The 20,969-nt window shown below is 54.1% G+C and carries 18 protein-coding genes; 17 read left to right on the top strand and 1 reads right to left on the bottom strand.

The window, feature by feature from the left end; genetic code table 11:
- Positions 1 to 10: 10 nt before the first annotated feature.
- Positions 11 to 1,591: a TerC family protein gene (locus ACLJZ5_RS04410; protein ID WP_024797740.1), complete on the bottom strand. Its 1,581-nt coding sequence runs from the start codon at positions 1,589 to 1,591 to the stop codon at positions 11 to 13.
- A 674-nt stretch (positions 1,592 to 2,265) separates the two neighbouring features.
- On the opposite strand from ACLJZ5_RS04410, the gene ACLJZ5_RS04405 reads away from it, so the two are divergent.
- From ACLJZ5_RS04405 to wzxC, 17 genes are all read left to right on the top strand, one after another.
- Positions 2,266 to 3,405 (top strand): polysaccharide export protein, encoded by a 1,140-nt coding sequence (locus ACLJZ5_RS04405; protein WP_000978077.1) that lies wholly within the window; start codon positions 2,266 to 2,268, stop codon positions 3,403 to 3,405.
- A gap of 5 nt (positions 3,406 to 3,410) precedes the next feature.
- Positions 3,411 to 3,860: a low molecular weight protein-tyrosine-phosphatase Wzb gene (gene wzb / locus ACLJZ5_RS04400; protein WP_000482224.1), complete on the top strand. Its 450-nt coding sequence runs from the start codon at positions 3,411 to 3,413 to the stop codon at positions 3,858 to 3,860.
- A complete protein-coding gene (gene wzc, locus ACLJZ5_RS04395) occupies positions 3,857 to 6,016 on the top strand; it encodes a tyrosine-protein kinase Wzc (RefSeq protein WP_000137227.1) in 2,160 nt (719 codons plus the stop codon). Before wzb ends, wzc begins: the two co-directional genes overlap by 4 nt.
- An 86-nt stretch (positions 6,017 to 6,102) precedes the next feature.
- The gene (gene wcaA, locus ACLJZ5_RS04390; RefSeq protein WP_000205695.1) at positions 6,103 to 6,945 is read left to right on the top strand and encodes a colanic acid biosynthesis glycosyltransferase WcaA; all 843 of its coding nucleotides are present in this window, start codon (positions 6,103 to 6,105) and stop codon (positions 6,943 to 6,945) included.
- Positions 6,946 to 6,947: 2 nt separating this feature from the next.
- Complete coding sequence (gene wcaB / locus ACLJZ5_RS04385) at positions 6,948 to 7,436, top strand: colanic acid biosynthesis acetyltransferase WcaB (RefSeq protein ID WP_024797741.1); 489 nt, start codon at positions 6,948 to 6,950, stop codon at positions 7,434 to 7,436.
- The gene (gene wcaC / locus ACLJZ5_RS04380; protein WP_024797742.1) at positions 7,433 to 8,650 is read left to right on the top strand and encodes a colanic acid biosynthesis glycosyltransferase WcaC; all 1,218 of its coding nucleotides are present in this window, start codon (positions 7,433 to 7,435) and stop codon (positions 8,648 to 8,650) included. The genes wcaB and wcaC overlap by 4 nt, the downstream gene beginning before the upstream one ends.
- The gene (wcaD, locus tag ACLJZ5_RS04375; protein WP_000091392.1) at positions 8,625 to 9,839 is read left to right on the top strand and encodes a colanic acid polymerase WcaD; all 1,215 of its coding nucleotides are present in this window, start codon (positions 8,625 to 8,627) and stop codon (positions 9,837 to 9,839) included. The genes wcaC and wcaD overlap by 26 nt, the downstream gene beginning before the upstream one ends.
- Before the next feature lie 12 nt (positions 9,840 to 9,851).
- Positions 9,852 to 10,598 (top strand): colanic acid biosynthesis glycosyltransferase WcaE, encoded by a 747-nt coding sequence (gene wcaE, locus ACLJZ5_RS04370; RefSeq protein ID WP_024797743.1) that lies wholly within the window; start codon positions 9,852 to 9,854, stop codon positions 10,596 to 10,598.
- Between the two features lie 15 nt (positions 10,599 to 10,613).
- Complete coding sequence (gene wcaF / locus ACLJZ5_RS04365; protein WP_001153603.1) at positions 10,614 to 11,168, top strand: colanic acid biosynthesis acetyltransferase WcaF; 555 nt, start codon at positions 10,614 to 10,616, stop codon at positions 11,166 to 11,168.
- A gap of 23 nt (positions 11,169 to 11,191) precedes the next feature.
- A complete protein-coding gene (gmd, locus tag ACLJZ5_RS04360) occupies positions 11,192 to 12,313 on the top strand; it encodes a GDP-mannose 4,6-dehydratase (RefSeq protein ID WP_024797744.1) in 1,122 nt (373 codons plus the stop codon).
- Positions 12,314 to 12,315: 2 nt separating this feature from the next.
- Positions 12,316 to 13,281 (top strand): GDP-L-fucose synthase family protein, encoded by a 966-nt coding sequence (locus ACLJZ5_RS04355; protein WP_001041701.1) that lies wholly within the window; start codon positions 12,316 to 12,318, stop codon positions 13,279 to 13,281.
- A 2-nt stretch (positions 13,282 to 13,283) separates the two neighbouring features.
- Positions 13,284 to 13,757, top strand: a complete 474-nt coding sequence (locus ACLJZ5_RS04350) for a GDP-mannose mannosyl hydrolase (protein ID WP_001748574.1) — start codon at positions 13,284 to 13,286, stop codon at positions 13,755 to 13,757.
- Positions 13,754 to 14,977: a colanic acid biosynthesis fucosyltransferase WcaI gene (gene wcaI / locus ACLJZ5_RS04345; protein WP_001523542.1), complete on the top strand. Its 1,224-nt coding sequence runs from the start codon at positions 13,754 to 13,756 to the stop codon at positions 14,975 to 14,977. Before ACLJZ5_RS04350 ends, wcaI begins: the two co-directional genes overlap by 4 nt.
- Positions 14,974 to 16,416 (top strand): mannose-1-phosphate guanyltransferase, encoded by a 1,443-nt coding sequence (gene cpsB, locus ACLJZ5_RS04340; protein WP_000605946.1) that lies wholly within the window; start codon positions 14,974 to 14,976, stop codon positions 16,414 to 16,416. The genes wcaI and cpsB overlap by 4 nt, the downstream gene beginning before the upstream one ends.
- Positions 16,417 to 16,526: 110 nt before the next feature.
- Positions 16,527 to 17,897: a colanic acid biosynthesis phosphomannomutase CpsG gene (cpsG, locus tag ACLJZ5_RS04335; RefSeq protein WP_024797745.1), complete on the top strand. Its 1,371-nt coding sequence runs from the start codon at positions 16,527 to 16,529 to the stop codon at positions 17,895 to 17,897.
- Positions 17,898 to 17,950: 53 nt separating this feature from the next.
- Positions 17,951 to 19,345: an undecaprenyl-phosphate glucose phosphotransferase gene (gene wcaJ / locus ACLJZ5_RS04330; RefSeq protein ID WP_000183163.1), complete on the top strand. Its 1,395-nt coding sequence runs from the start codon at positions 17,951 to 17,953 to the stop codon at positions 19,343 to 19,345.
- Positions 19,346 to 19,476: 131 nt separating this feature from the next.
- The gene (gene wzxC, locus ACLJZ5_RS04325) at positions 19,477 to 20,955 is read left to right on the top strand and encodes a colanic acid undecaprenyl disphosphate flippase WzxC (protein WP_000058681.1); all 1,479 of its coding nucleotides are present in this window, start codon (positions 19,477 to 19,479) and stop codon (positions 20,953 to 20,955) included.
- The last annotated feature ends 14 nt before the right edge of the window (positions 20,956 to 20,969 follow it).

Genomic DNA, 20,969 nt, shown 5'->3' with positions numbered 1-20,969 from the left:
CGAACAGACGTTACATCTCCTGGTCTGGCTCGCCGTTATGCAGCGGAATTAACTGCACTTTCTGCACTCGATGGCTTTCTACCTGCAATGTTTTCAGCAAATAATCGCCCACCTGAACCTCTTCACCGGTTTGCGGTATGCGCTGCAAATATTCCATCAATAATCCGGCAATCGTATGGTATTCCCGTTTTTCATCCAGCGGTAGCGGCACGTACTGCACCAAATCCTCCAGCGGCATATGGCCGTTTGCTGTCCAGGAACCGTCCGGGTTCTTCTGAATATCGTGGCGGGCGTCAATTTCCTCGACTTCATTCGGCAGATTACCGGCGATAGTCTCCATGACATCGCTTAATGTCACAATGCCTTCAACCGAGCCAAACTCATCTACGACAAAGGCAAAATGGGTTCTGGCGTTACGGAACTGCTCCAGCGCAGGCAGCAGCGGCAATGTTTCCGGGAAAACCAGCGGTTGGCGAATCAGCGCCCGCAGGTTGAGCGGTTCGCCGCGCAGCGATTGTTGCAACAGATCGATGACGTGGACGACGCCGAGTAAATCTTCCTGTTCATTTTCACCCGTCACGACCAGACGCGTATGCTGGTTCTTTTCCAGCAGAGCGCGGATTTCCGCTTCCGGCGCGTTGAGATCGATATGCTCGATATCGTGGCGCGACGTCATGATGCTACTTACGGTGCGCTGGTTGAGATTCAGCACCCGCTCGATCATCCTGCGCTCCTGCGGATTAAAAATCTGGCTGTCGTCATGGTCTGCCAGCATCGCAGCGGTTTCCGCATCCAGTTCGGCATCCTCTTTTTTACCGCTAATCAGCCGCATCACGGCCTCCGTTGTGCGCTGGCGCAGCGTATGGTTAGCGGAAAGAAAACGGCGGCGGTTAAAAATAGCCAGTTGGTTGAGCGCCTCGATCATCACCGAGAAGCCGATAGCCGCGTACAGATACCCTTTCGGAATGTGGAAACCAAACCCTTCCGCCACCAGGCTAAAGCCGATCATTAGCAGGAAGCTAAGACACAAAATGACAATGGTGGGATGGTTGTTCACAAATCGGGTCAGTGACTTGCTGGCAAGCAGCATCAGGCTAATGGCGATTATCACTGCCGCCATCATGACCGCCAGGTGATCGACCATCCCCACGGCGGTAATCACGGAGTCGAGAGAAAAGATAGCGTCCAGCACCACGATTTGCGCGACCACCGCCCAGAATTTCGCCCCCTTACGCTGGGTAGGGTTGGTGCTATCTTTCCCTTCCAGCCGTTCGTTGAGCTCCATGGTGGCTTTAAAGAGCAGGAAGAAGCCGCCGAACAGCATAATCAGATCGCGGGCGCTGAAGCTTAACGCCTGTACGCTAAAGAGCGGCTTAGTCAAGGTGACCAGCCACGAGATTGACGCCAGCAGCAGCAGGCGCATGATCATCGCCAGTATCAGGCCGGTAATGCGCGCGCGGTCGCGCTGCCCAGGCGGTAGTTTTTCAGCGAGGATGGCAATAAAGACCAGGTTATCAATGCCGAGAACAAGTTCGATAACGATTAACGTTACCAGTCCGGCCCAGATTGACGGATCGGCAATCCATTCCATAGTAAGAGCAATACCTTCTGTAATATGACAATTGTCACAATTCGATCATGGATAATACGGCGGAAAAATGCAATGCCGCAGAGCAATTTATCTTTGTTACGCGGCTATAAAATAACTTTAAAATAGCCGTAATGTTTCTGTCGGAAACTAAATAATGTCAAGAATATATTTAGGAAATATCGCAGGTGGAGTGGGGTAAATAAATATTGTCAACATCAATAAAATCCTAAAATCATCTGTTAATTCATTTAATATTAATCTTAAAAATATAGAATGGCGGGTTTGTTACCTTGCCTGTCATTAGGTTAGCTGCAACAATTCTTGCAGGATTAAGATAGCGCTCTTAAATATCCTGTCACGACATCGAGAAAACTATTAATACGTAACCTTTATTTCGCTGAAGATTTTTATCTGAACGAGGATGAAATCGGAGGGGAATGCGAAAATTTAGAATAATCAGTGTATTGGTAGCTAAAAAGCCAGGGGCGGTAGCGTGCCTGAAAGCCTGAATATAAGCCTTTATTATTCTGTCAATAGCCTGCGGATGAATTGATTTTTTTTCAGAATGATGCCAGTTAATTTTCTCTGCCATTAACTGCAAGGTAAATGTGCACGGACGAAGCCGCTATTTAAATTGCACAGGATAATGACTCTGCCAAAGTGATAAATAATCAATGATGAAATCCAAAATGAAATTGATGCCATTATTGGCGTCGCTCAGCTTGATAAGTGGTTGCACAGTACTTCCGGGCAGCAATATGTCTACGATGGGGAAAGATGTGATCAAACAGCAAGACGCTGACTTTGATCTCGACCGGATGGTCAATGTGTATCCGCTGACGCCACGGCTGGTTGAGCAATTACGCCCGCGGCCCAATGTCGCGCAACCGAATATGTCGCTGGACCAGGAGATTGCCAGCTATCAGTATCGCGTCGGGCCTGGCGATGTGCTGAATGTCACCGTCTGGGATCACCCGGAATTGACCACGCCAGCGGGCCAGTACCGTAGCTCAAGCGATACCGGCAACTGGGTACAGCCGGACGGCACCATGTTTTATCCCTACATTGGCAAGGTTAGCGTCGTCGGTAAAACTTTGTCAGAGATTCGCAGCGATATTACCGGGCGTTTAGCGAAGTACATCGCGGACCCGCAGGTGGATGTCAATATCGCCGCTTTCCGCTCGCAAAAAGCGTATATCTCCGGCCAGGTGAATAAATCCGGTCAGCAGGCCATTACTAACGTACCGCTAACCGTCCTGGATGCGATTAACGCCGCGGGCGGTCTGACCGATATGGCGGACTGGCGCAACGTCGTGTTGACGCACAACGGCAAAGAACAGCGCATTTCGCTACAGGCGCTGATGCAAAATGGCGATCTTAGCCAGAACCGCTTGCTCTACCCTGGCGACATTCTGTATGTGCCGCGCAATGACGATCTGAAAGTCTTTGTCATGGGCGAAGTGAAAAAACAGAGCACCCTCAAAATGGATTTCAGCGGCATGACGCTCACCGAAGCATTGGGCAATGCGGAAGGCATCGATCTGACCACCTCCAACGCCAGCGGCATTTTTGTGATTCGTCCGTTGAAAGGCGAGGGGGGACGCGGCGGCAAGATCGCCAATATCTACCAGCTTGATATGTCTGACGCCACGTCATTGGTGATGGCGACGGAATTCCGACTTCAGCCTTACGATGTGGTGTACGTCACGACCGCGCCGGTTGCTCGCTGGAACCGTCTGATCAATCAGTTGCTGCCGACCATTAGCGGTGTCCGTTATATGACGGATACGGCCAGCGACATTCATTCCTGGTAATCGTTATGTTTAACAAAATCTTAGTGGTCTGTGTGGGGAATGTTTGCCGTTCCCCGACGGCGGAACGTTTGCTAAAGCGCTTTCATCCCTCGCTGACGGTTGCGTCCGCCGGGTTAGGCGCGCTGGTCGGCAAAGGCGCCGATCCTGCGGCGGCGAGCGTGGCGAGCGCCCACGATCTGTCTTTGGAAAATCACTGCGCAAGGCAAATTTCCGCGCGTCTGTGCCGGGAATATGACCTGATTCTGACGATGGAGAAACGTCACATCGCCGCCCTGTGCGACATTGCGCCGGAAATGCGCGGCAAGGTAATGCTGTTTGGTCACTGGGACAGCGAGCGTGAAATACCGGACCCGTATCGCAAAAGCCGCGATGCGTTTGAGGCGGTGTACACATTACTGGAAAGGTCTGCCCGCCAGTGGGCGCAGGCACTGAATGCAGAGCAGGGAAAACCATGACAGAAAAAGTAAAACAATCTGCGGCGGTTACGGGTAGCGATGAAATCGATATCGGGCGTCTGGTTGGAACGGTGATTGAAGCGCGTTGGTGGGTGTTGGGGACGACGGCCATATTTGCGCTGTGCGCGGTAATTTATACGTTCTTCGCCACGCCCATCTATAGCGCCGATGCGTTGGTGCAGATTGAACAAAACGCCGGTAATTCGCTGGTACAGGATATCAACAGCGCATTAGCGAATAAGCCGCCGGCTTCCGATGCGGAAATTCAGCTCATTCGATCGCGCCTGGTGCTGGGGAAGACCGTTGACGATCTGGATCTGGATATTGCCGTCACCAAAAACACCTTTCCGCTCTTTGGCGCCGGGTGGGAACGGCTGATGGGACGTCACAATGAAATGGTGAAAGTCACGACATTCACCCGACCAGAGACGATGAGCGGACAGATCTTCACCCTCAAAGTGCTGGGCGACAAACGTTATCAGTTAGTCAGCGACGGCGGATTTAGCGCGCAGGGCGTTGTGGGCCAGCCACTCAATAAAGACGGCGTGACGATGCGGGTAGAGGCAATTGACGCCCGTCCTGATACAGAATTTACGGTGAGTAAATTCTCAACGCTTGGCATGATTAATAACCTGCAAAATAACCTCACCGTAACGGAAACCGGCAAAGATACCGGCGTTCTGAGCCTGACGTTCACGGGAGAGGATCGCGACCAGATCCGCGAAATTCTCAACAGTATTACCCGTAACTATCTGCAACAGGATATTGCGCGGAAATCTGAAGAGGCGGGGAAGAGCCTGGCGTTTCTGGCAAAACAACTGCCGGAAGTCCGCAGCCGTCTGGATGTGGCGGAAAACAAGCTAAACGCTTTCCGCCAGGATAAAGACTCGGTGGATTTACCGCTGGAGGCGAAGGCGGTGCTCGATTCGATGGTTAATATCGACGCCCAGTTGAATGAGTTGACGTTTAAAGAGGCAGAAATTTCCAAGCTCTTTACCAAAGCGCATCCGGCTTACCGCACCCTGCTGGAAAAACGTAAAGCGCTGGAAGATGAAAAAGCCAAACTGAACGGGCGGGTGACGGCGATGCCGAAAACCCAGCAGGAGATTGTGCGTTTGACCCGCGATGTGGAGTCCGGCCAGCAGGTTTATATGCAACTGCTTAATAAACAGCAGGAGCTGAAAATCACCGAAGCCAGCACCGTTGGCGACGTGCGCATCGTTGACCCGGCGATTACCCAGCCGGGCGTGCTGAAGCCGAAAAAGGCGTTGATTATTCTCGGCAGCATTATTCTGGGATTAATGTTATCGATTGTCGGCGTGCTGCTGCGCTCGCTGTTTAATCGCGGTATTGAAAGCCCGCAGGCGCTGGAGGAGCACGGGATCAGCGTCTATGCCAGTATTCCGCTGTCGGAATGGCAAAAAGCGCGCGATAGCGTCAAAACCATTAAAGGAATTAAGCGTTACAAGCAGAGCCAACTGCTGGCGGTGGGCAATCCGACCGATCTGGCGATTGAGGCGATTCGCAGCCTGCGCACCAGCCTGCATTTCGCCATGATGCAGGCGCAAAATAATGTACTCATGCTCACAGGCGTCAGCCCCTCTATCGGCAAAACCTTTGTTTGCGCCAACCTGGCGGCCGTCATCAGCCAGACGCATAAACGGGTATTACTGATCGACTGCGATATGCGCAAGGGCTACACCCATGAACTGCTCGGCACCAATAACGTGGACGGCTTATCTGACATTCTGGCGGGCAAAGGCGAGATAGCCTCCTGCGCGAAACCCACGGCGATCGCTAATTTTGATCTTATTCCGCGCGGTCAGGTACCGCCTAATCCATCGGAATTGCTGATGAGCGAGCGCTTCGGCGAGCTGATCGCCTGGGCAAGCAGTCGCTACGACCTGGTATTAATCGACACGCCGCCGATTCTGGCCGTGACGGACGCCGCGATTGTGGGTCGTCACGTCGGGACGACGCTGATGGTGGCGCGTTATGCCGTCAACACTTTAAAAGAGGTGGAAACCAGTCTGAGCCGTTTTGACCAGAATGGCATTCAGGTCAAAGGCGTCATTCTCAACTCCATTTTCCGCCGGGCGACGGGTTACCAGGATTATGGCTATTACGAGTATGAATACCAGTCAGATTCCAAATAAAAAATAAGGCGTGCCGGATGGCGCGGCCTGTGACTGTAGGCCGGACAAGCGTAGCGCCATGCGGCAAAACTATCTGGGGAATAAGCATGACAACAGACAATCCGCTGATCTCAATTTATATGCCAACCTGGAACAGGCAGCAGTTGGCTATCCGGGCGATTAAATCAGTACTACGTCAGGACTACCGTCACTGGGAGATGATCATCGTGGATGATTGCTCCTCGTCTTATCAGCAGCTACAACAATTTGTTGAGGAGCTGAACGACCCGCGCGTCCGTTATACCCATAACGCCAGGAATACCGGCGCCTGCGCGGTTCGCAACCAGGCCATTATGCAGGCGCAAGGACACTACATTACCGGTATTGATGATGACGATGAATGGACGCCAAACCGTCTGAGCGTGTTTCTGGCCCATAAACACCAGTTGACTACGCACGCCTTTTTGTATGCCAACGACTATGTGTGTGAGGGCGAGGTCTACTCTCAGCCTGCCAGCCTGCCGCTGTATCCGAAATCTCCTTATTCGCGCCGCTTATTCTACAAGCGCAATATTATTGGCAATCAGGTTTTTACCTGGGCCTGGCGTTTTAAAGCGTGTTTGTTCGATACCGAACTCAAGGCGGCGCAGGACTACGACATTTTTCTGCGCATGGTGGTGGAGTATGGCGAACCGTGGAAAGTCGAAGAGGCGACGCAAATTTTACATATCAACCACGGCGAGATGCAGATTACCTCTTCGCCGAAAAAGTTCTCCGGCTATTTCCATTTTTATCGTAAGCACAAAGATAAATTCGATCGCGCCAGTAAAAAATACCAGCTTTTTACCCTGTACCAAATTCGCAATAAGCGAATGACCTGGCGCACGTTGCTGACGTTGCTCTCCGTGCGTAACAGCAAACGCCTGGCGGCCGGGCTGCGGGGGCGATAACGATGCTGGAAGACTTACGCGCGAATAGCTGGAGCTTACGCCCCTGTTGCATGGTGCTGGCCTACCGTATCGCTCATTTTTGTTCCGTCTGGCGCAAAAAGAATGTGCTGAATAATCTGTGGGCCGTGCCGGTGCTGGTGCTGTATCGCGTGATCACGGAATGCCTGTTCGGGTATGAAATCCAGGCCGCCGCGACCATTGGTCGGCGGTTCACTATCCATCATGGTTACGCGGTAGTGATCAACAAACATGTCGTCGCCGGCGACGATTTTACCATTCGCCACGGCGTCACCATTGGCAATCGCGGCGCGGACAGCCTGGCTTGTCCGGTGATTGGTCACGGCGTTGAGCTGGGGGCGAATGTCATCCTGCTTGGCGATATTACTATCGGTAATCACGTCACGATTGGCGCGGGTAGCGTGGTGCTTGACAGTATTCCGGACCATGCGCTGGTGGTGGGAGAAAAAGCACGGGTGAAGGTCAGCACATGAATATTCTGCAATTTAATGTACGGCTGGCGGAAGGCGGCGCGGCGGGAGTGGCGTTGGATCTCCATCTGCGGGCGCTGCAAAAAGGGCTGACGTCACGTTTTGTCTATGGTTATGGCAAAGGCGGAAAAAAAAGCGTCAGCCACCACCGTTATCCGCAGGTGATAAAACAGACGCCGCGCGGCACGGCAATCGCTAATATCGCGCTGTTTCGTTTCCTGAATCGCGATCTGTTTGGCAATCTCGACAATCTTTACCGCACGGTTATCCAGACATCCGGCCCGCTGGTGCTGCATTTTCATGTTCTCCACAGTTACTGGCTAAACCTGGCGGACATCGTGACGTTTTGCGAAAAAGTCAAAGCGCAAAAACCAGACGTCACTCTGGTCTGGACGCTGCACGATCACTGGAGCGTCACCGGGCGTTGCGCCTTCACCGACGGTTGCGAGGGCTGGAAAAACGGCTGCCAAAAATGCCCGACCCTAAGCAATTATCCGCCGGTTAGAGTGGATCGGGCGCACCAGCTTATTGACGGCAAACGTCAGCGCTTTCGTGACATGCTGCGGCTTGGCTGCCGGTTTATTTCGCCGAGCCAGCACGTGGCCGAGGCCTTTAACAGCGTTTATGGCGCGGGGCGCTGCCAGATTATTAACAACGGTATCGATCTGGCGACCGAGGCGATTCTCGCGCAGCTATCACCTGTGCCGCTGAATCCGGGCAAACCGCGGATCGCCATTGTGGCGCATGACTTGCGTTATGACGGCAAAACTGACCAGCGTCTGGTACACGACATGATGGCGCTGGGCGAAAAAATTGAACTGCATACCTTCGGTAAATTTTCGCCTTTTACTGGCCAAAACGTCGTTAATCACGGTTTTGAAACCGATAAGCGCAAATTAATGAGCGCGCTCAATGAGATGGATGCGCTGGTCTTTAGCTCGCGGGTCGATAACTATCCGCTGATCTTGTGTGAAGCGCTCTCGATCGGCGTACCGGTAATCGCCACCCACAGCGAGGCGGCGCAGGAGGTACTGGCGAAATCCGGCGGCCAGACCTTTGCCGCTACAGATGTCCTGCGCCTGGCGCAGCGGCGTAAGCCAGAGATTGCTCAGGCGGTATTTGGCGCAACGCTGGACGCCTTTCGTATGCGTAGCCGCGTCGCGTACAGCGGTCAACAGATGCTGGAGGAGTATGTCTCGTTCTATCAGAATCTGTAGCTATCTGCTGCTGCCGCTGATCTACCTACTGGTCAATGTCAAGATTGCCCAACTGGGGGAAAGCTTTCCCATTACCATCGTCACTTTTTTACCGCTGTTGCTGCTGTTATTTGTGGAACGCATTAGCGTAAAAAAATTGATGATCGCCTTAGGCATCGGCGCGGGGCTTACGGCATTTAACTTCCTGTTCGGCCAGTCGCTGAATGCCGGTAAATATGTCACATCCACGATGCTGTTTGTCTATATTGTGGTCATTATCGGGATGGTCTGGAGTATCCGATTCAAAACCATTTCCGCGCATAACCACCGAAAGATTTTGCGTTTTTTTTATCTGGTGGTGGGTATAGTGGTCGCGCTCGCCGCGGTTGAGATGGCGCAAATTATCCTTACCGGCGGCAGCAGTATTATGGAAGGAATTTCGAAATATCTCATTTACAGTAATAGCTACGTACTGAACTTCATAAAATTTGGCGGTAAGCGTACCACTGCGCTTTATTTTGAACCGGCATTTTTCGCTTTGGCACTAATCTCAATTTGGCTGAGCATCAAACAGTTTGGTATCAAAACACCGAAAAGCGATGCTATGATTCTGGCAGGGATAATATTATCAGGATCATTTTCAGGGGTAATGACCTTTATCCTGTTTTATCTTCTGGAGTGGGCGTTCCAATATTTGAATAAGGATGCGATAAAGAAAAAACTTCCACTGGCGCTGGTCTCATTAACCCTGTTTTTGGTTGGGGTAATTATTGCATTTCCTTATATCGCGACACGACTTGGCGATTTAGGGACGGAAGGCTCATCTTCTTATTATCGTATTGTGGGCCCGTTAGTCATGGTCGGATATTCCTTGACCCATATTGATGGTGTAGTCAGATTTGGCTCACTTTATGAATATGTCGCATCATTCGGAATCTTTAACGGTGCGGATGTCGGGAAAACCATAGACAATGGATTGTATCTGCTGATTATTTATTTTTCCTGGTTCGCAGTGCTAATGACGCTGTGGTATATGGGGAAAGTTTTAAAAATGGCGCTAAATGCGTTTGGCGATAATCGCAATTTTCGGGTACAGCTCTATCTTTTTACGCCGGTGTCACTGTTTTTTACCGGTTCAATATTTAGCCCGGAATATGCTTTTTTAATCGTCTGTCCGTTCATTTTGCGCAAGGCGTTAAAAATTTCATAACGGGGTGGTGGCATGTTTTTAAGCGTCGTTACCGTCGCCTTTCGCAATTACGAAGGGGTGGTAAAAACCTGGCGCTCGCTGCGCAATCTGGCGCGCGATCCGGGTCTGTCATTTGAATGGATCGTAGTGGATGGCGCTTCGGAGGACGGCACGCGCGAATTTCTGCAAAAACGTCACGGTGAGTTTAACCTGCGTTTTATCAGTGAAAAGGATCGCGGTATTTATGATGCCATGAACAAAGGCATTGCGCTGGCGCAGGGGCGCTATACCCTGTTTCTTAATTCCGGTGATGCGTTCCATGATGATGCCGCGCTGTTTGTCCGCCAACTGGCGCGACAAAAGGGCGAGGCGATGTATATTGGCGACGCGCTGCTGGATTTCGGCGGCGGGCATAAAATACGCCGGAAGGCTAAACCCGGGTATTATATCTACCATAGTTTGCCAGCCAGCCATCAGGCGATATTTTTCCCGACGGCAGCGTTAAAAAAGTATCCTTATGATCTGCAATATCATGTCTCTTCAGATTATGCGTTGGCGGCCCGTCTTTATAAAGCAGGCTATCCTTTTCGGCGAATTAACGGACTGGTATCTGAATTTTCGATGGGCGGCGTGTCAACCTCGAATAATCTGGAATTATGTCAGGATGCAAAAAACGTACAGCGAAAAATATTACGTGTGCCAGGGTTTTGGGCGCAATTATCCTATTTATTACGTCTGAAAACGACGGGTAAAACAAAAGCGCGGTATAACAAAGTCTAATCACCGGGAGTTATTATGCAGGATCTTAGCGGCTTTACGGTGCCGAAAGGGTTCCGCGGCGCTAATGCGCTAAAGGTACAATTATGGTGGGCGGTACAGGCGACATTATTCGCCGGATCGCCGCAAATATTGTATCGCTGGCGAGCCTTTTTGCTGCGTCTGTTTGGCGCCAAAATTGGAAAGAATGTGGTTATTCGACCGTCAGTAAAAATTACCTATCCGTGGAAATTAACCGTCGGCGATTATGCATGGGTAGGCGACGACGCGGTGTTATATACGTTGGGTGAAATTAATATTGGCGCACATGCGGTTATTTCACAAAAAGGGTATTTGTGTACCGGTAGCCATGATTATACCAGCGCCCATTTCGATATTAATGCCGCGCCGATTGTTATTGGCGAAAAATGTTGGCTGGCGACCGATGTTTTTGTCGCGCCCGGCGTGACGATAGGTCATGGCACCGTCGTCGGCGCGCGCAGCAGCGTATTTAAATCATTACCGGCAAATGCGATTTGTCGGGGCAATCCCGCAGTGGTAACGCGCCAGCGCGTTCAGAAAGTTACTCCCTAACGGGACTATTTGAGGAAATGAAAATGTCAAAAGCCGCTCTCATTACTGGCGTAACCGGACAGGATGGGTCTTACCTGGCAGAATTTCTGCTGGAAAAAGGGTATGAGGTGCATGGTATCAAGCGCCGCGCGTCATCGTTTAATACCGAGCGCGTGGACCATATTTATCAGGATCCGCACAGCTGCAACCCGAAATTTCATCTGCATTATGGCGACCTGACCGACGCCTCCAACCTGACCCGCATTTTACAGGAAGTGCAGCCGGATGAGGTCTACAACCTGGGCGCGATGAGCCATGTGGCGGTGTCGTTTGAGTCGCCGGAATATACCGCCGATGTGGATGCGATGGGCACGCTGCGCCTGCTGGAGGCGATCCGCTTCCTCGGTCTTGAAAAGAAAACGCGGTTCTACCAGGCCTCCACCTCTGAACTGTACGGGCTGGTGCAGGAAATTCCGCAGAAAGAGACCACGCCGTTCTACCCGCGTTCCCCCTATGCGGTGGCGAAACTGTACGCCTACTGGATCACCGTCAACTACCGTGAATCCTACGGTATTTACGCCTGTAACGGCATTCTGTTTAACCACGAGTCCCCGCGTCGTGGCGAAACCTTCGTCACCCGTAAGATCACCCGCGCCATCGCCAATATCGCCCAGGGACTGGAGTCCTGCCTGTATCTCGGCAACATGGACTCGCTGCGCGACTGGGGTCATGCGAAAGATTACGTGCGGATGCAGTGGATGATGTTACAGCAGGAGCAGCCGGAAGATTTCGTGATTGCCACCGGCGTGCAGTATTCCGTGCGCCAGTTTGTGGAGCTGGCGGCGGCGCAACTGGGGATAAAACTGCGCTTTGAAGGCGAAGGCATTAATGAGAAAGGGATCGTGGTATCCGTTACCGGACACGATGCGCCGGGTGTGAAACCGGGGGATGTGATTGTGGCCGTTGATCCGCGTTATTTCCGTCCGGCGGAAGTGGAAACCCTGCTGGGCGACCCGTCCAAAGCGCATGAGAAACTGGGCTGGAAACCGGAAATCACCCTGTCGGAGATGGTCTCCGAGATGGTGGCGAACGATCTGGAGGCCGCGAAAAAACACTCACTGCTGAAATCTCACGGTTACGAGGTGGCCATCGCGCTGGAGTCCTGAGAATGAATAAGCAACGAATTTTTGTGGCGGGCCATCGCGGGATGGTGGGCTCCGCCATTGTACGGCAGCTTGCGCAGCGCGGCGACGTGGAACTGGTGCTGCGCACCCGCGATGAGCTGGATCTGCTCGACGGGCGCGCGGTACAGGCGTTCTTTGCCGGAGCGGGTATCGACCAGGTTTATCTGGCGGCGGCGAAAGTGGGCGGCATTGTTGCCAACAACACGTATCCGGCGGATTTTATTTATGAAAACATGATGATAGAGAGCAACATTATTCACGCCGCGCACCTGCACAACGTGAACAAACTGCTGTTTCTCGGTTCGTCCTGTATCTATCCGAAACTGGCAAGGCAGCCGATGGCGGAAAGCGAGCTGCTGCAGGGGACGCTGGAGCCGACCAACGAGCCGTATGCCATCGCCAAGATCGCCGGGATTAAACTGTGCGAGTCCTACAACCGGCAGTACGGTCGCGACTACCGTTCGGTGATGCCGACCAACCTGTACGGCCCGCATGATAATTTCCACCCGGACAATTCACATGTGATCCCGGCGCTGCTGCGTCGCTTTCATGAGGCTGCGCAGAGCCACGCGCCGGAGGTGGTGGTGTGGGGCAGCGGCACGCCGATGCGTGAATTTCTGCACGTTGACGATATGGCGGCGGCCAGTATTCACGTGATGGAGCTGGCGCGCGAAGTGTGGCAGGAGAACACTGCCCCGATGCTGTCGCACATTAACGTCGGCACTGGCGTGGACTGCACCATCCGCGAGCTGGCGCAGACCATCGCAAAGGTGGTGGGTTACCAGGGCCGGGTGGTGTTCGACGCCGCGAAGCCGGACGGCACGCCGCGTAAATTGCTCGACGTCACGCGCCTGCATCAGCTTGGCTGGTATCACGAAATTTCACTGGAGGCAGGGCTTGCCGGTACTTACCAGTGGTTCCTTGAGAATCAGCAACGGTTCCGGGGGTGACAATGTTTTTACGTCAGGAAGATTTCGCCGCCGTGGTGCGGACCACGCCCCTCATCTCCCTCGATTTCATTGTGGAAAACGGCCAGGGGGAAATTTTACTGGGCCAGCGTCTCAACCGTCCGGCGCAGGGCTACTGGTTTGTGCCGGGGGGGCGGGTGTGCAAAGACGAAACGCTGGAAGCCGCCTTTGCACGCCTGACGCAGGCGGAACTGGGCGTGCGTCTGCCGCTGGCGGCAGGGACGTTTTATGGCGTCTGGCAGCACTTCTATGACGACAACTTTTCCGGTGAGGATTTTTCAACTCACTACATCGTGCTCGGCTTTCGTCTGCGCGTGGCGGAGAGCGATTTACGCCTGCCTGACACCCAGCATGGCAGTTACCGCTGGCTGACGCCGGAACAGCTTCTGGCAAGCGATAATGTTCATGAGAACAGTCGGGCCTACTTCTCTCCTGACGCGCCGGCGGTGGGCCTATGAAGATCCTGGTCTATGGCATTAACTATTCGCCGGAACTGACCGGTATCGGCAAATATACCGGCGAAATGGTGGCGTGGATGGCGCGGGAAGGCCATGAGGTGCGGGTCATTACTGCGCCGCCGTACTACCCGCAGTGGAAGGTCGGTGAGCGCTATTCCGCCTGGCGCTATCGCCGGGAAGAGGGCGAGGCTACCGTCTGGCGCTGCCCGCTGTATGTGCCGAAACAGCCCTCCACCCTAAAACGACTGCTTCATCTGGGGAGCTTTGCATTGAGCAGTTTTTTCCCACTGATGGCGCAGCGTCGCTGGAAGCCGGATCGGATTATCGGCGTTGTACCGACGCTCTTTTGTACGCCGGGAATGCGCCTGCTGGCGACACTCTCCGGCGCACGTACCGTTCTGCATATTCAGGATTACGAAGTGGACGCCATGCTCGGCTTAGGAATGGCGGGAAAAGGCAAGCGCGGCAGCGTAGCGCGGTTAGCGACGGCCTTTGAACGCAGCGCGCTGCGTAACGTTGATAATGTTTCGACCATTTCTCGCTCCATGATGAATAAAGCGCGGGAAAAAGGCGTCGCGGCGGAAAAAATCCTCTTTTTTCCGAACTGGTCGGAAGTGGCGCGCTTTCAGGACGTTAATGACGCTGACGTGACGGCTTTGCGTCAGCAGCTTGGCTTGCCAGAGGGCAAAAAAATTGTGCTCTATTCCGGCAATATCGGCGAAAAGCAAGGGCTGGAAAAGGTAATTGACGCCGCGGAACGATTACGCGATCGACCGTTGATTTTTGCGATTGTCGGCCAGGGGGGCGGCAAGGCGCGGCTGGAGAACATGGCCCGCGAACGCGGCCTGGCAAATATTAAATTCCTCCCGCTGCAGCCTTACGACGCCTTACCCGCGCTGCTGAAAATGGGCGACTGCCATCTGGTGGTGCAAAAGCGCGGCGCAGCGGATGCGGTACTGCCCTCCAAGCTGACTAACATTCTGGCGGTCGGCGGTAATGCGGTGATTACCGCTGAGCCGCACACCGAATTAGGACAACTTTGCGCGCGCTATCCGGGCATCGCCGTTTGCGTGGAGCCGGAGTCGACCGACGCGCTGGTCAACGGGATTAGCCAGGCGCTCGCCATGCCGAAAAACAACACGACGGCACGTGAATACGCCGAACGCACGCTCAATAAAGAGAACGTGCTACGCCAATTTATTGCAGATATTCGGGGATGATAATGCGTCAGACAAAACTTTACCCGGTTGTGATGGCCGGTGGCTCCGGTAGCCGATTGTGGCCGCTTTCTCGCGTGCTTTATCCAAAACAGTTTCTGTGCCTGAAAGGCGATCTCACCATGCTGCAAACCACCATTTGCCGTCTGAACGGTGTGGAGTGCGAAAGCCCGGTGGTTATCTGCAACGAACAGCACCGTTTTATCGTTGCCGAACAGCTCCGCCAGCTCAATAAGCTGACGGAGAACATTATTCTTGAGCCCGCCGGGCGCAATACCGCGCCGGCGATTGCGTTGGCGGCGCTGGCGGCGACGCGCCAGCATACGGACTGCGATCCGCTGATGCTGGTACTGGCGGCGGATCATGCGATCGCCAATGAAGAGGCCTTCCGCGACGCGGTGCGCGGCGCTATGCCCTATGCCGACGCGGGCAAACTGGTGACCTTCGGTATCGTGCCGGATCTGCCGGAAACCGGCTATGGCTATATCCGGCGCGGTGATGTCGTGCCGGGCGCGACGGATGCGGTGGCTTTTGAGGTGGCGCAGTTCGTTGAGAAGCCGGGGCTGGAAACCGCCCAGGCCTACGTCGCCAGCGGCGATTACTACTGGAACAGCGGCATGTTTCTGTTCCGCGCCGGACGCTATCTGGAAGAGCTGAAAAAGTTCCGCCCCGATATTCTGGCCGCCTGTGAACAGGCGATGCGCGGCGTCGATCCGGATCTTGACTTCATTCGCGTGGATGAAGAGGCCTTCCTCGCCTGTCCGGAAGAGTCCATTGACTACGCGGTGATGGAGCGGACGGCGGACGCGGTGGTGATGCCAATGGACGCGGGCTGGAGCGATGTCGGCTCGTGGTCCTCGCTGTGGGAAATCAGCGCCCACACCCCGGAGGGAAACGTCCACCACGGCGACGTCATCAGCCATAAAACGGAAAACAGCTACGTTTACGCCGAATCCGGCCTAGTGACCACCGTCGGCGTGAAGGATCTGGTGGTGGTGCAGACCAAAGACGCCGTGCTGATTGCCGATCGCCACGCGGTGCAGGACGTGAAAAAGGTGGTGGAGAAGATCAAGGCCGACGGACGCCATGAGCACCACATGCACCGCGAGGTTTACCGTCCGTGGGGCAAATACGACTCCATCGACGCGGGCGAGCGCTATCAGGTGAAGCGCATTACCGTCAAGCCGGGGGAAGGACTGTCGGTGCAGATGCACCATCACCGCGCCGAGCACTGGGTGGTGGTGGCGGGGACCGCCAGAGTCACCATCAACGGCGAGGTTAAGCTGCTCGGTGAAAACGAGTCCATCTATATTCCGCTGGGGGCGACCCACTGCCTGGAAAATCCGGGAAAAATACCGCTCGATTTAATTGAAGTGCGTTCCGGCTCGTATCTCGAAGAGGACGACGTGGTGCGGTTCGAGGATCGTTACGGGCGGGTCTGACGCCTGCAACGGTGCCCGGTAAGCGCAACGCGCCATCCGGCAATGAATAACAATAACGATGTTGGCCATTTACGGTCAGGGCTAACTGTTGCCTGAAGAAGGGTAAGAACATGACAAAATTAACCTGTTTCAAGGCCTACGACATTCGCGGCAGGCTGGGCGAAGAGCTCAATGAAGATATCGCGTGGCGGATTGGCCGCGCCTACGGCGAATATTTAAAACCGAAAACCATCGTGCTGGGCGGCGACGTGCGTCTGACCAGCGAGGCGCTGAAGCTGGCGCTGGCAAAAGGGTTACAGGACGCGGGCGTCGACGTGCTGGATATCGGCATGTCCGGCACCGAAGAGATTTACTTCGCCACCTTCCACCTCGGCGTGGACGGCGGTATTGAGGTGACCGCCAGCCATAACCCGATGGACTACAACGGCATGAAGCTGGTACGCGAGGGCGCCCGCCCGATAAGCGGCGACACCGGTCTGCGCGACGTTCAGCGTCTGGCGGAAGCGGGCGATTTCCCGCCGGTGAACGAGGCCGCGCGCGGCAGCTACAGACAAATCAGCCTGCGCGACGCCTACATCGACCACCTGCTCGGCTATATCAGTGTTAACAATCTCACCCCGCTGAAGCTGGTGGTGAATTCCGGCAATGGGGCGGCGGGGCCGGTCATTGACGCCATCGAAGCGCGTCTGGAGGCGCTGGGCGCGCCGGTGGAGTTCATCAAAATCCACAACACCCCGGACGGCACCTTCCCGAACGGCATTCCCAACCCGTTGCTGCCGGAGTGTCGCGACGACACCCGCAAGGCCGTTATTGAACACGGGGCGGACATGGGCATCGCCTTTGACGGCGACTTCGACCGCTGCTTCCTGTTCGATGAGAAAGGGCAGTTTATCGAGGGGTACTACATCGTCGGGCTGCTGGCGGAAGCGTTTCTGGAAAAACACCCGGGGGCGAAGATTATCCACGACCCGCGCCTGACCTGGAACACGGAGGCAGTGGTGACGGCGGCGGGCGGGACGCCGGTGATGTCAAAAACCGGGCACGCCTTTATCAAGGAGCGGATGCGTACGGAGGATGCCATTTATGGCGGGGAAATGAGCGCGCATCACTATTTTCGTGATTTTGCCTACTGCGACAGCGGGATGATCCCGTGGCTGCTGGTGGCGGAGCTGGTGTGCCTGAAGGGGCAGTCGCTGGGTGAACTGGTCCGCGACCGGATGGCGGCGTTCCCGGCGAGCGGGGAAATCAACAGCAGGCTGGCGGAGCCGGCGGCGGCCATTACGCGGGTGGAAGCGCACTTTGCGGAAGAGGCGCAGGCAGTGGACCGCACGGACGGTCTCAGCATGTCGTTCGCCAACTGGCGTTTCAACCTGCGCTCGTCAAACACCGAACCGGTGGTGCGCCTGAATGTGGAATCACGCGGCGATATTCCGCTGATGGAAGCGCGAACACGCACTCTGCTGGCGCTGCTGAATCAGTAACGTCAGATCTCCCCTTACCGCCTGCGGGTAAGGGGCCAATCACAGGAACAACGATGACAAATCTAAAAAAGCGCGAACGAGCCAAAACCAATGCATCGTTAATCTCTATGGTGCAACGCTTTTCAGATATCACCATCATGTTTGGCGGGCTGTGGTTCATCTGTGAAGTCAGTGGACTGCCATTCCTGTACATGCACCTGTTGGTGGCGCTGATTACGCTGGTTGTTTTTCAAATGCTGGGCGGGATGACCGATTTTTATCGCTCCTGGCGCGGCGTCAAAATGTCGACAGAGTTAACGCTGTTACTGCAAAACTGGACGCTGAGCCTGATCTTCAGCGCCGGTCTGGTGGCGTTTAATGACGACTTTGACAACCGCCTCGCCACCTGGCTGGCCTGGTATGCGCTGTCCAGCCTGGGCTTAGTGTTATGCCGTTCATTTATTCGTTTCGGCGCGGGCTGGCTACGCAATCGTGGTTATAACACTCGCCGGGTCGCCGTCGCCGGAGATTTGCCTGCGGGCCAGGCGTTGCTGGATAGCTTCCGTAATGAGCCGTGGCTGGGTTTTGAGGTGGTGGGCGTCTATCACGATCCCAAACCGGGCGGCGTCTCTGCTGACTGGGCCGGGAACTTTGAGCAGTTAATTGACGATGCGAAAGCCTCGCGAATTCACAATGTTTATATCGCCATGTCAATGAGCGACGGCGCCATGGTGAAAAAACTGGTGCGCGAGCTGGCCGACACCACCTGCTCGGTGATCCTTATTCCCGATGTGTTCACCTTTAATATTCTCCACTCGCGCGTGGAGGAAATGAGCGGCGTTCCGGTCGTTCCGCTTTATGACACGCCGCTATCAGGGATTAACCGTCTGCTTAAACGGGCAGAAGATATCGTGCTGGCGTCGCTGATTCTGCTGCTCATCTCACCGGTACTGTGCTGCATTGCGCTGGCGGTCAAATTGAGCTCGCCCGGGCCGGTGATTTTCCGTCAGACGCGCTACGGGATGGACGGCAAGCCGATCAAAGTCTGGAAGTTCCGCTCAATGAAGGTGATGGAGAACGATAAGGTCGTTACCCAGGCGACGCAAAACGATCCGCGCGTCACCCGGGTAGGTAACTTTTTGCGTCGTACCTCGCTGGATGAATTGCCGCAGTTTATCAACGTATTAACTGGCGGGATGTCCATCGTTGGTCCTCGCCCTCACGCGGTGGCGCATAACGAACAGTATCGTCAGTTGATTGAAGGTTACATGCTACGCCACAAGATGAAGCCGGGCATTACCGGCTGGGCGCAAATTAATGGCTGGCGCGGTGAGACCGATACGCTGGAGAAAATGGAAAAACGCGTGGAGTTCGACCTGGAATACATCCGCGAATGGAGTATTTGGTTCGATATCAAAATCGTTTTTCTGACGATTTTTAAAGGGTTTGTTAATAAAGCGGCGTATTAAGAACCTGATCCACAAGGCTATTTACTTGCCATATCGAACCAGGGCAGCGTGTACGCTCCGGTTTTTCCGCGCTGTCCGTGTTCAATCTGGCTGCGCCAATGACGCCTTGTGAACAGGTTCTGGAGAAAAGAATGAGTTTACGACAAAAAACGATCAGCGGCGCTAAATGGTCGGCTATCGCCACGATAGTGATTATCGGTCTGGGGTTAATTCAGATGACGGTGCTGGCGCGGATCATCGACAACCACCAGTTTGGCCTGTTGACCGTCTCGCTGGTGATTATCGCGCTGGCCGACACGATCTCGGACTTTGGCATCGCGAACTCGATTATCCAGCGTAAAACGATTGGGCATCTGGAGCTGACCACGCTTTACTGGCTAAACGTTGGGCTTGGGATTGTGGTATTTGCGGTGGTCTTTTGGCTGAGCGATGCGATTGCCCATGTTTTGCATAACCCGGATCTCGCGCCGTTAATCAAAACGTTGTCGCTGGCGTTTATCGTGATCCCTCACGGGCAGCAGTTCCGCGCGCTGATGCAAAAAGAGTTGGAGTTCAATAAGATCGGCATGATCGAAACGACCTCCGTGCTGGCGGGGTTCACCTTTACGGTGATTAGCGCCCATTACTGGCCGCTGGCGTTAACCGCGATTCTCGGCTATCTGGTGAACAGCGCGGTGCGAACGCTGCTGTTTGGTTACTTTGGCCGCAAGATTTACCGTCCGGGGCTGCATTTTTCGCTGGCATCGGTGTCCACGAACCTGCGTTTTGGCGCGTGGCTGACGGCGGACAGTATCGTCAATTACATCAACACGAATTTATCGACGCTGGTACTGGCGAGAATTCTCGGCGCAAGCGTCGCCGGGGGATATAACCTCGCGTACAACGTGGCGGTTGTGCCGCCGGCGAAGCTTAATCCCATCATTACTCGCGTGCTATTTCCGGCATTCGCCAAAATCCAGGACGATACCGAGAAGCTGCGCGTCAACTTCTATAAGTTGCTTTCCGTGGTGGGAATTATCAATTTTCCCGCGCTGTTGGGCCTGATGGTAGTGGCGAACAATTTTGTGCCGTTAGTGTTTGGCGAGAAGTGGAACAGCATTATCCCGATCCTGCAATTGCTGTGCGTGGTGGGGCTGTTGCGCTCGGTCGGCAACCCGATTGGTTCGCTGCTGATGGCGAAAGCGCGCGTGGATATCAGCTTTAAATTCAACGTCTTTAAAACGTTTCTGTTTATCCCGGCAATTCTCATTGGCGGCCATCTGGCGGGGGCGATTGGCGTGACGCTGGGGTTCCTGGTGGTGCAAATCATCAACACCATTCTGAGCTATTTCGTGATGATTAAGCCGGTACTCGGCTCCAGCTATCGTCAGTATATTCTCAGCCTGTGGCTACCGTTTTATCTCTCATTGCCAACATTTATTACCAGCTACGGCGCAGGAAAGCTGGTCGACGGTTATTTACCGTTGTCGGGGGTATTCGCACTACAGGTTATGGTCGGTATTTTGAGTTTTATTTTAATGATTATTTTTTCACGCAATGCGCTGGTGATGGAAATTAAAAATCAGCTTGTTGGCAGTGCAAAACTGAAAAAGTTATTACGTGTCGGATGACGGGGATATAAGAG

This window comes from Salmonella sp. 5800 (assembly GCF_046558195.1).
Classification (GTDB): domain Bacteria; phylum Pseudomonadota; class Gammaproteobacteria; order Enterobacterales; family Enterobacteriaceae; genus Salmonella; species Salmonella enterica.
The sequence above is the reverse complement of the archived record's forward strand: the minus strand, read 5'-3'. Positions and strand labels throughout refer to the sequence as shown.

Coding starts and splice junctions, on each gene's coding strand:
- ACLJZ5_RS04410 (WP_024797740.1), bottom strand. CDS start 1,591: ATGGAATGGATTGCCGATCCGTCAATCTGGGCCGGACTGGTAACGTTA.
- ACLJZ5_RS04405 (WP_000978077.1), top strand. CDS start 2,266: ATGATGAAATCCAAAATGAAATTGATGCCATTATTGGCGTCGCTCAGC.
- wzb (WP_000482224.1), top strand. CDS start 3,411: ATGTTTAACAAAATCTTAGTGGTCTGTGTGGGGAATGTTTGCCGTTCC.
- wzc (WP_000137227.1), top strand. CDS start 3,857: ATGACAGAAAAAGTAAAACAATCTGCGGCGGTTACGGGTAGCGATGAA.
- wcaA (WP_000205695.1), top strand. CDS start 6,103: ATGACAACAGACAATCCGCTGATCTCAATTTATATGCCAACCTGGAAC.
- wcaB (WP_024797741.1), top strand. CDS start 6,948: ATGCTGGAAGACTTACGCGCGAATAGCTGGAGCTTACGCCCCTGTTGC.
- wcaC (WP_024797742.1), top strand. CDS start 7,433: ATGAATATTCTGCAATTTAATGTACGGCTGGCGGAAGGCGGCGCGGCG.
- wcaD (WP_000091392.1), top strand. CDS start 8,625: ATGTCTCGTTCTATCAGAATCTGTAGCTATCTGCTGCTGCCGCTGATC.
- wcaE (WP_024797743.1), top strand. CDS start 9,852: ATGTTTTTAAGCGTCGTTACCGTCGCCTTTCGCAATTACGAAGGGGTG.
- wcaF (WP_001153603.1), top strand. CDS start 10,614: ATGCAGGATCTTAGCGGCTTTACGGTGCCGAAAGGGTTCCGCGGCGCT.
- gmd (WP_024797744.1), top strand. CDS start 11,192: ATGTCAAAAGCCGCTCTCATTACTGGCGTAACCGGACAGGATGGGTCT.
- ACLJZ5_RS04355 (WP_001041701.1), top strand. CDS start 12,316: ATGAATAAGCAACGAATTTTTGTGGCGGGCCATCGCGGGATGGTGGGC.
- ACLJZ5_RS04350 (WP_001748574.1), top strand. CDS start 13,284: ATGTTTTTACGTCAGGAAGATTTCGCCGCCGTGGTGCGGACCACGCCC.
- wcaI (WP_001523542.1), top strand. CDS start 13,754: ATGAAGATCCTGGTCTATGGCATTAACTATTCGCCGGAACTGACCGGT.
- cpsB (WP_000605946.1), top strand. CDS start 14,974: ATGATAATGCGTCAGACAAAACTTTACCCGGTTGTGATGGCCGGTGGC.
- cpsG (WP_024797745.1), top strand. CDS start 16,527: ATGACAAAATTAACCTGTTTCAAGGCCTACGACATTCGCGGCAGGCTG.
- wcaJ (WP_000183163.1), top strand. CDS start 17,951: ATGACAAATCTAAAAAAGCGCGAACGAGCCAAAACCAATGCATCGTTA.
- wzxC (WP_000058681.1), top strand. CDS start 19,477: ATGAGTTTACGACAAAAAACGATCAGCGGCGCTAAATGGTCGGCTATC.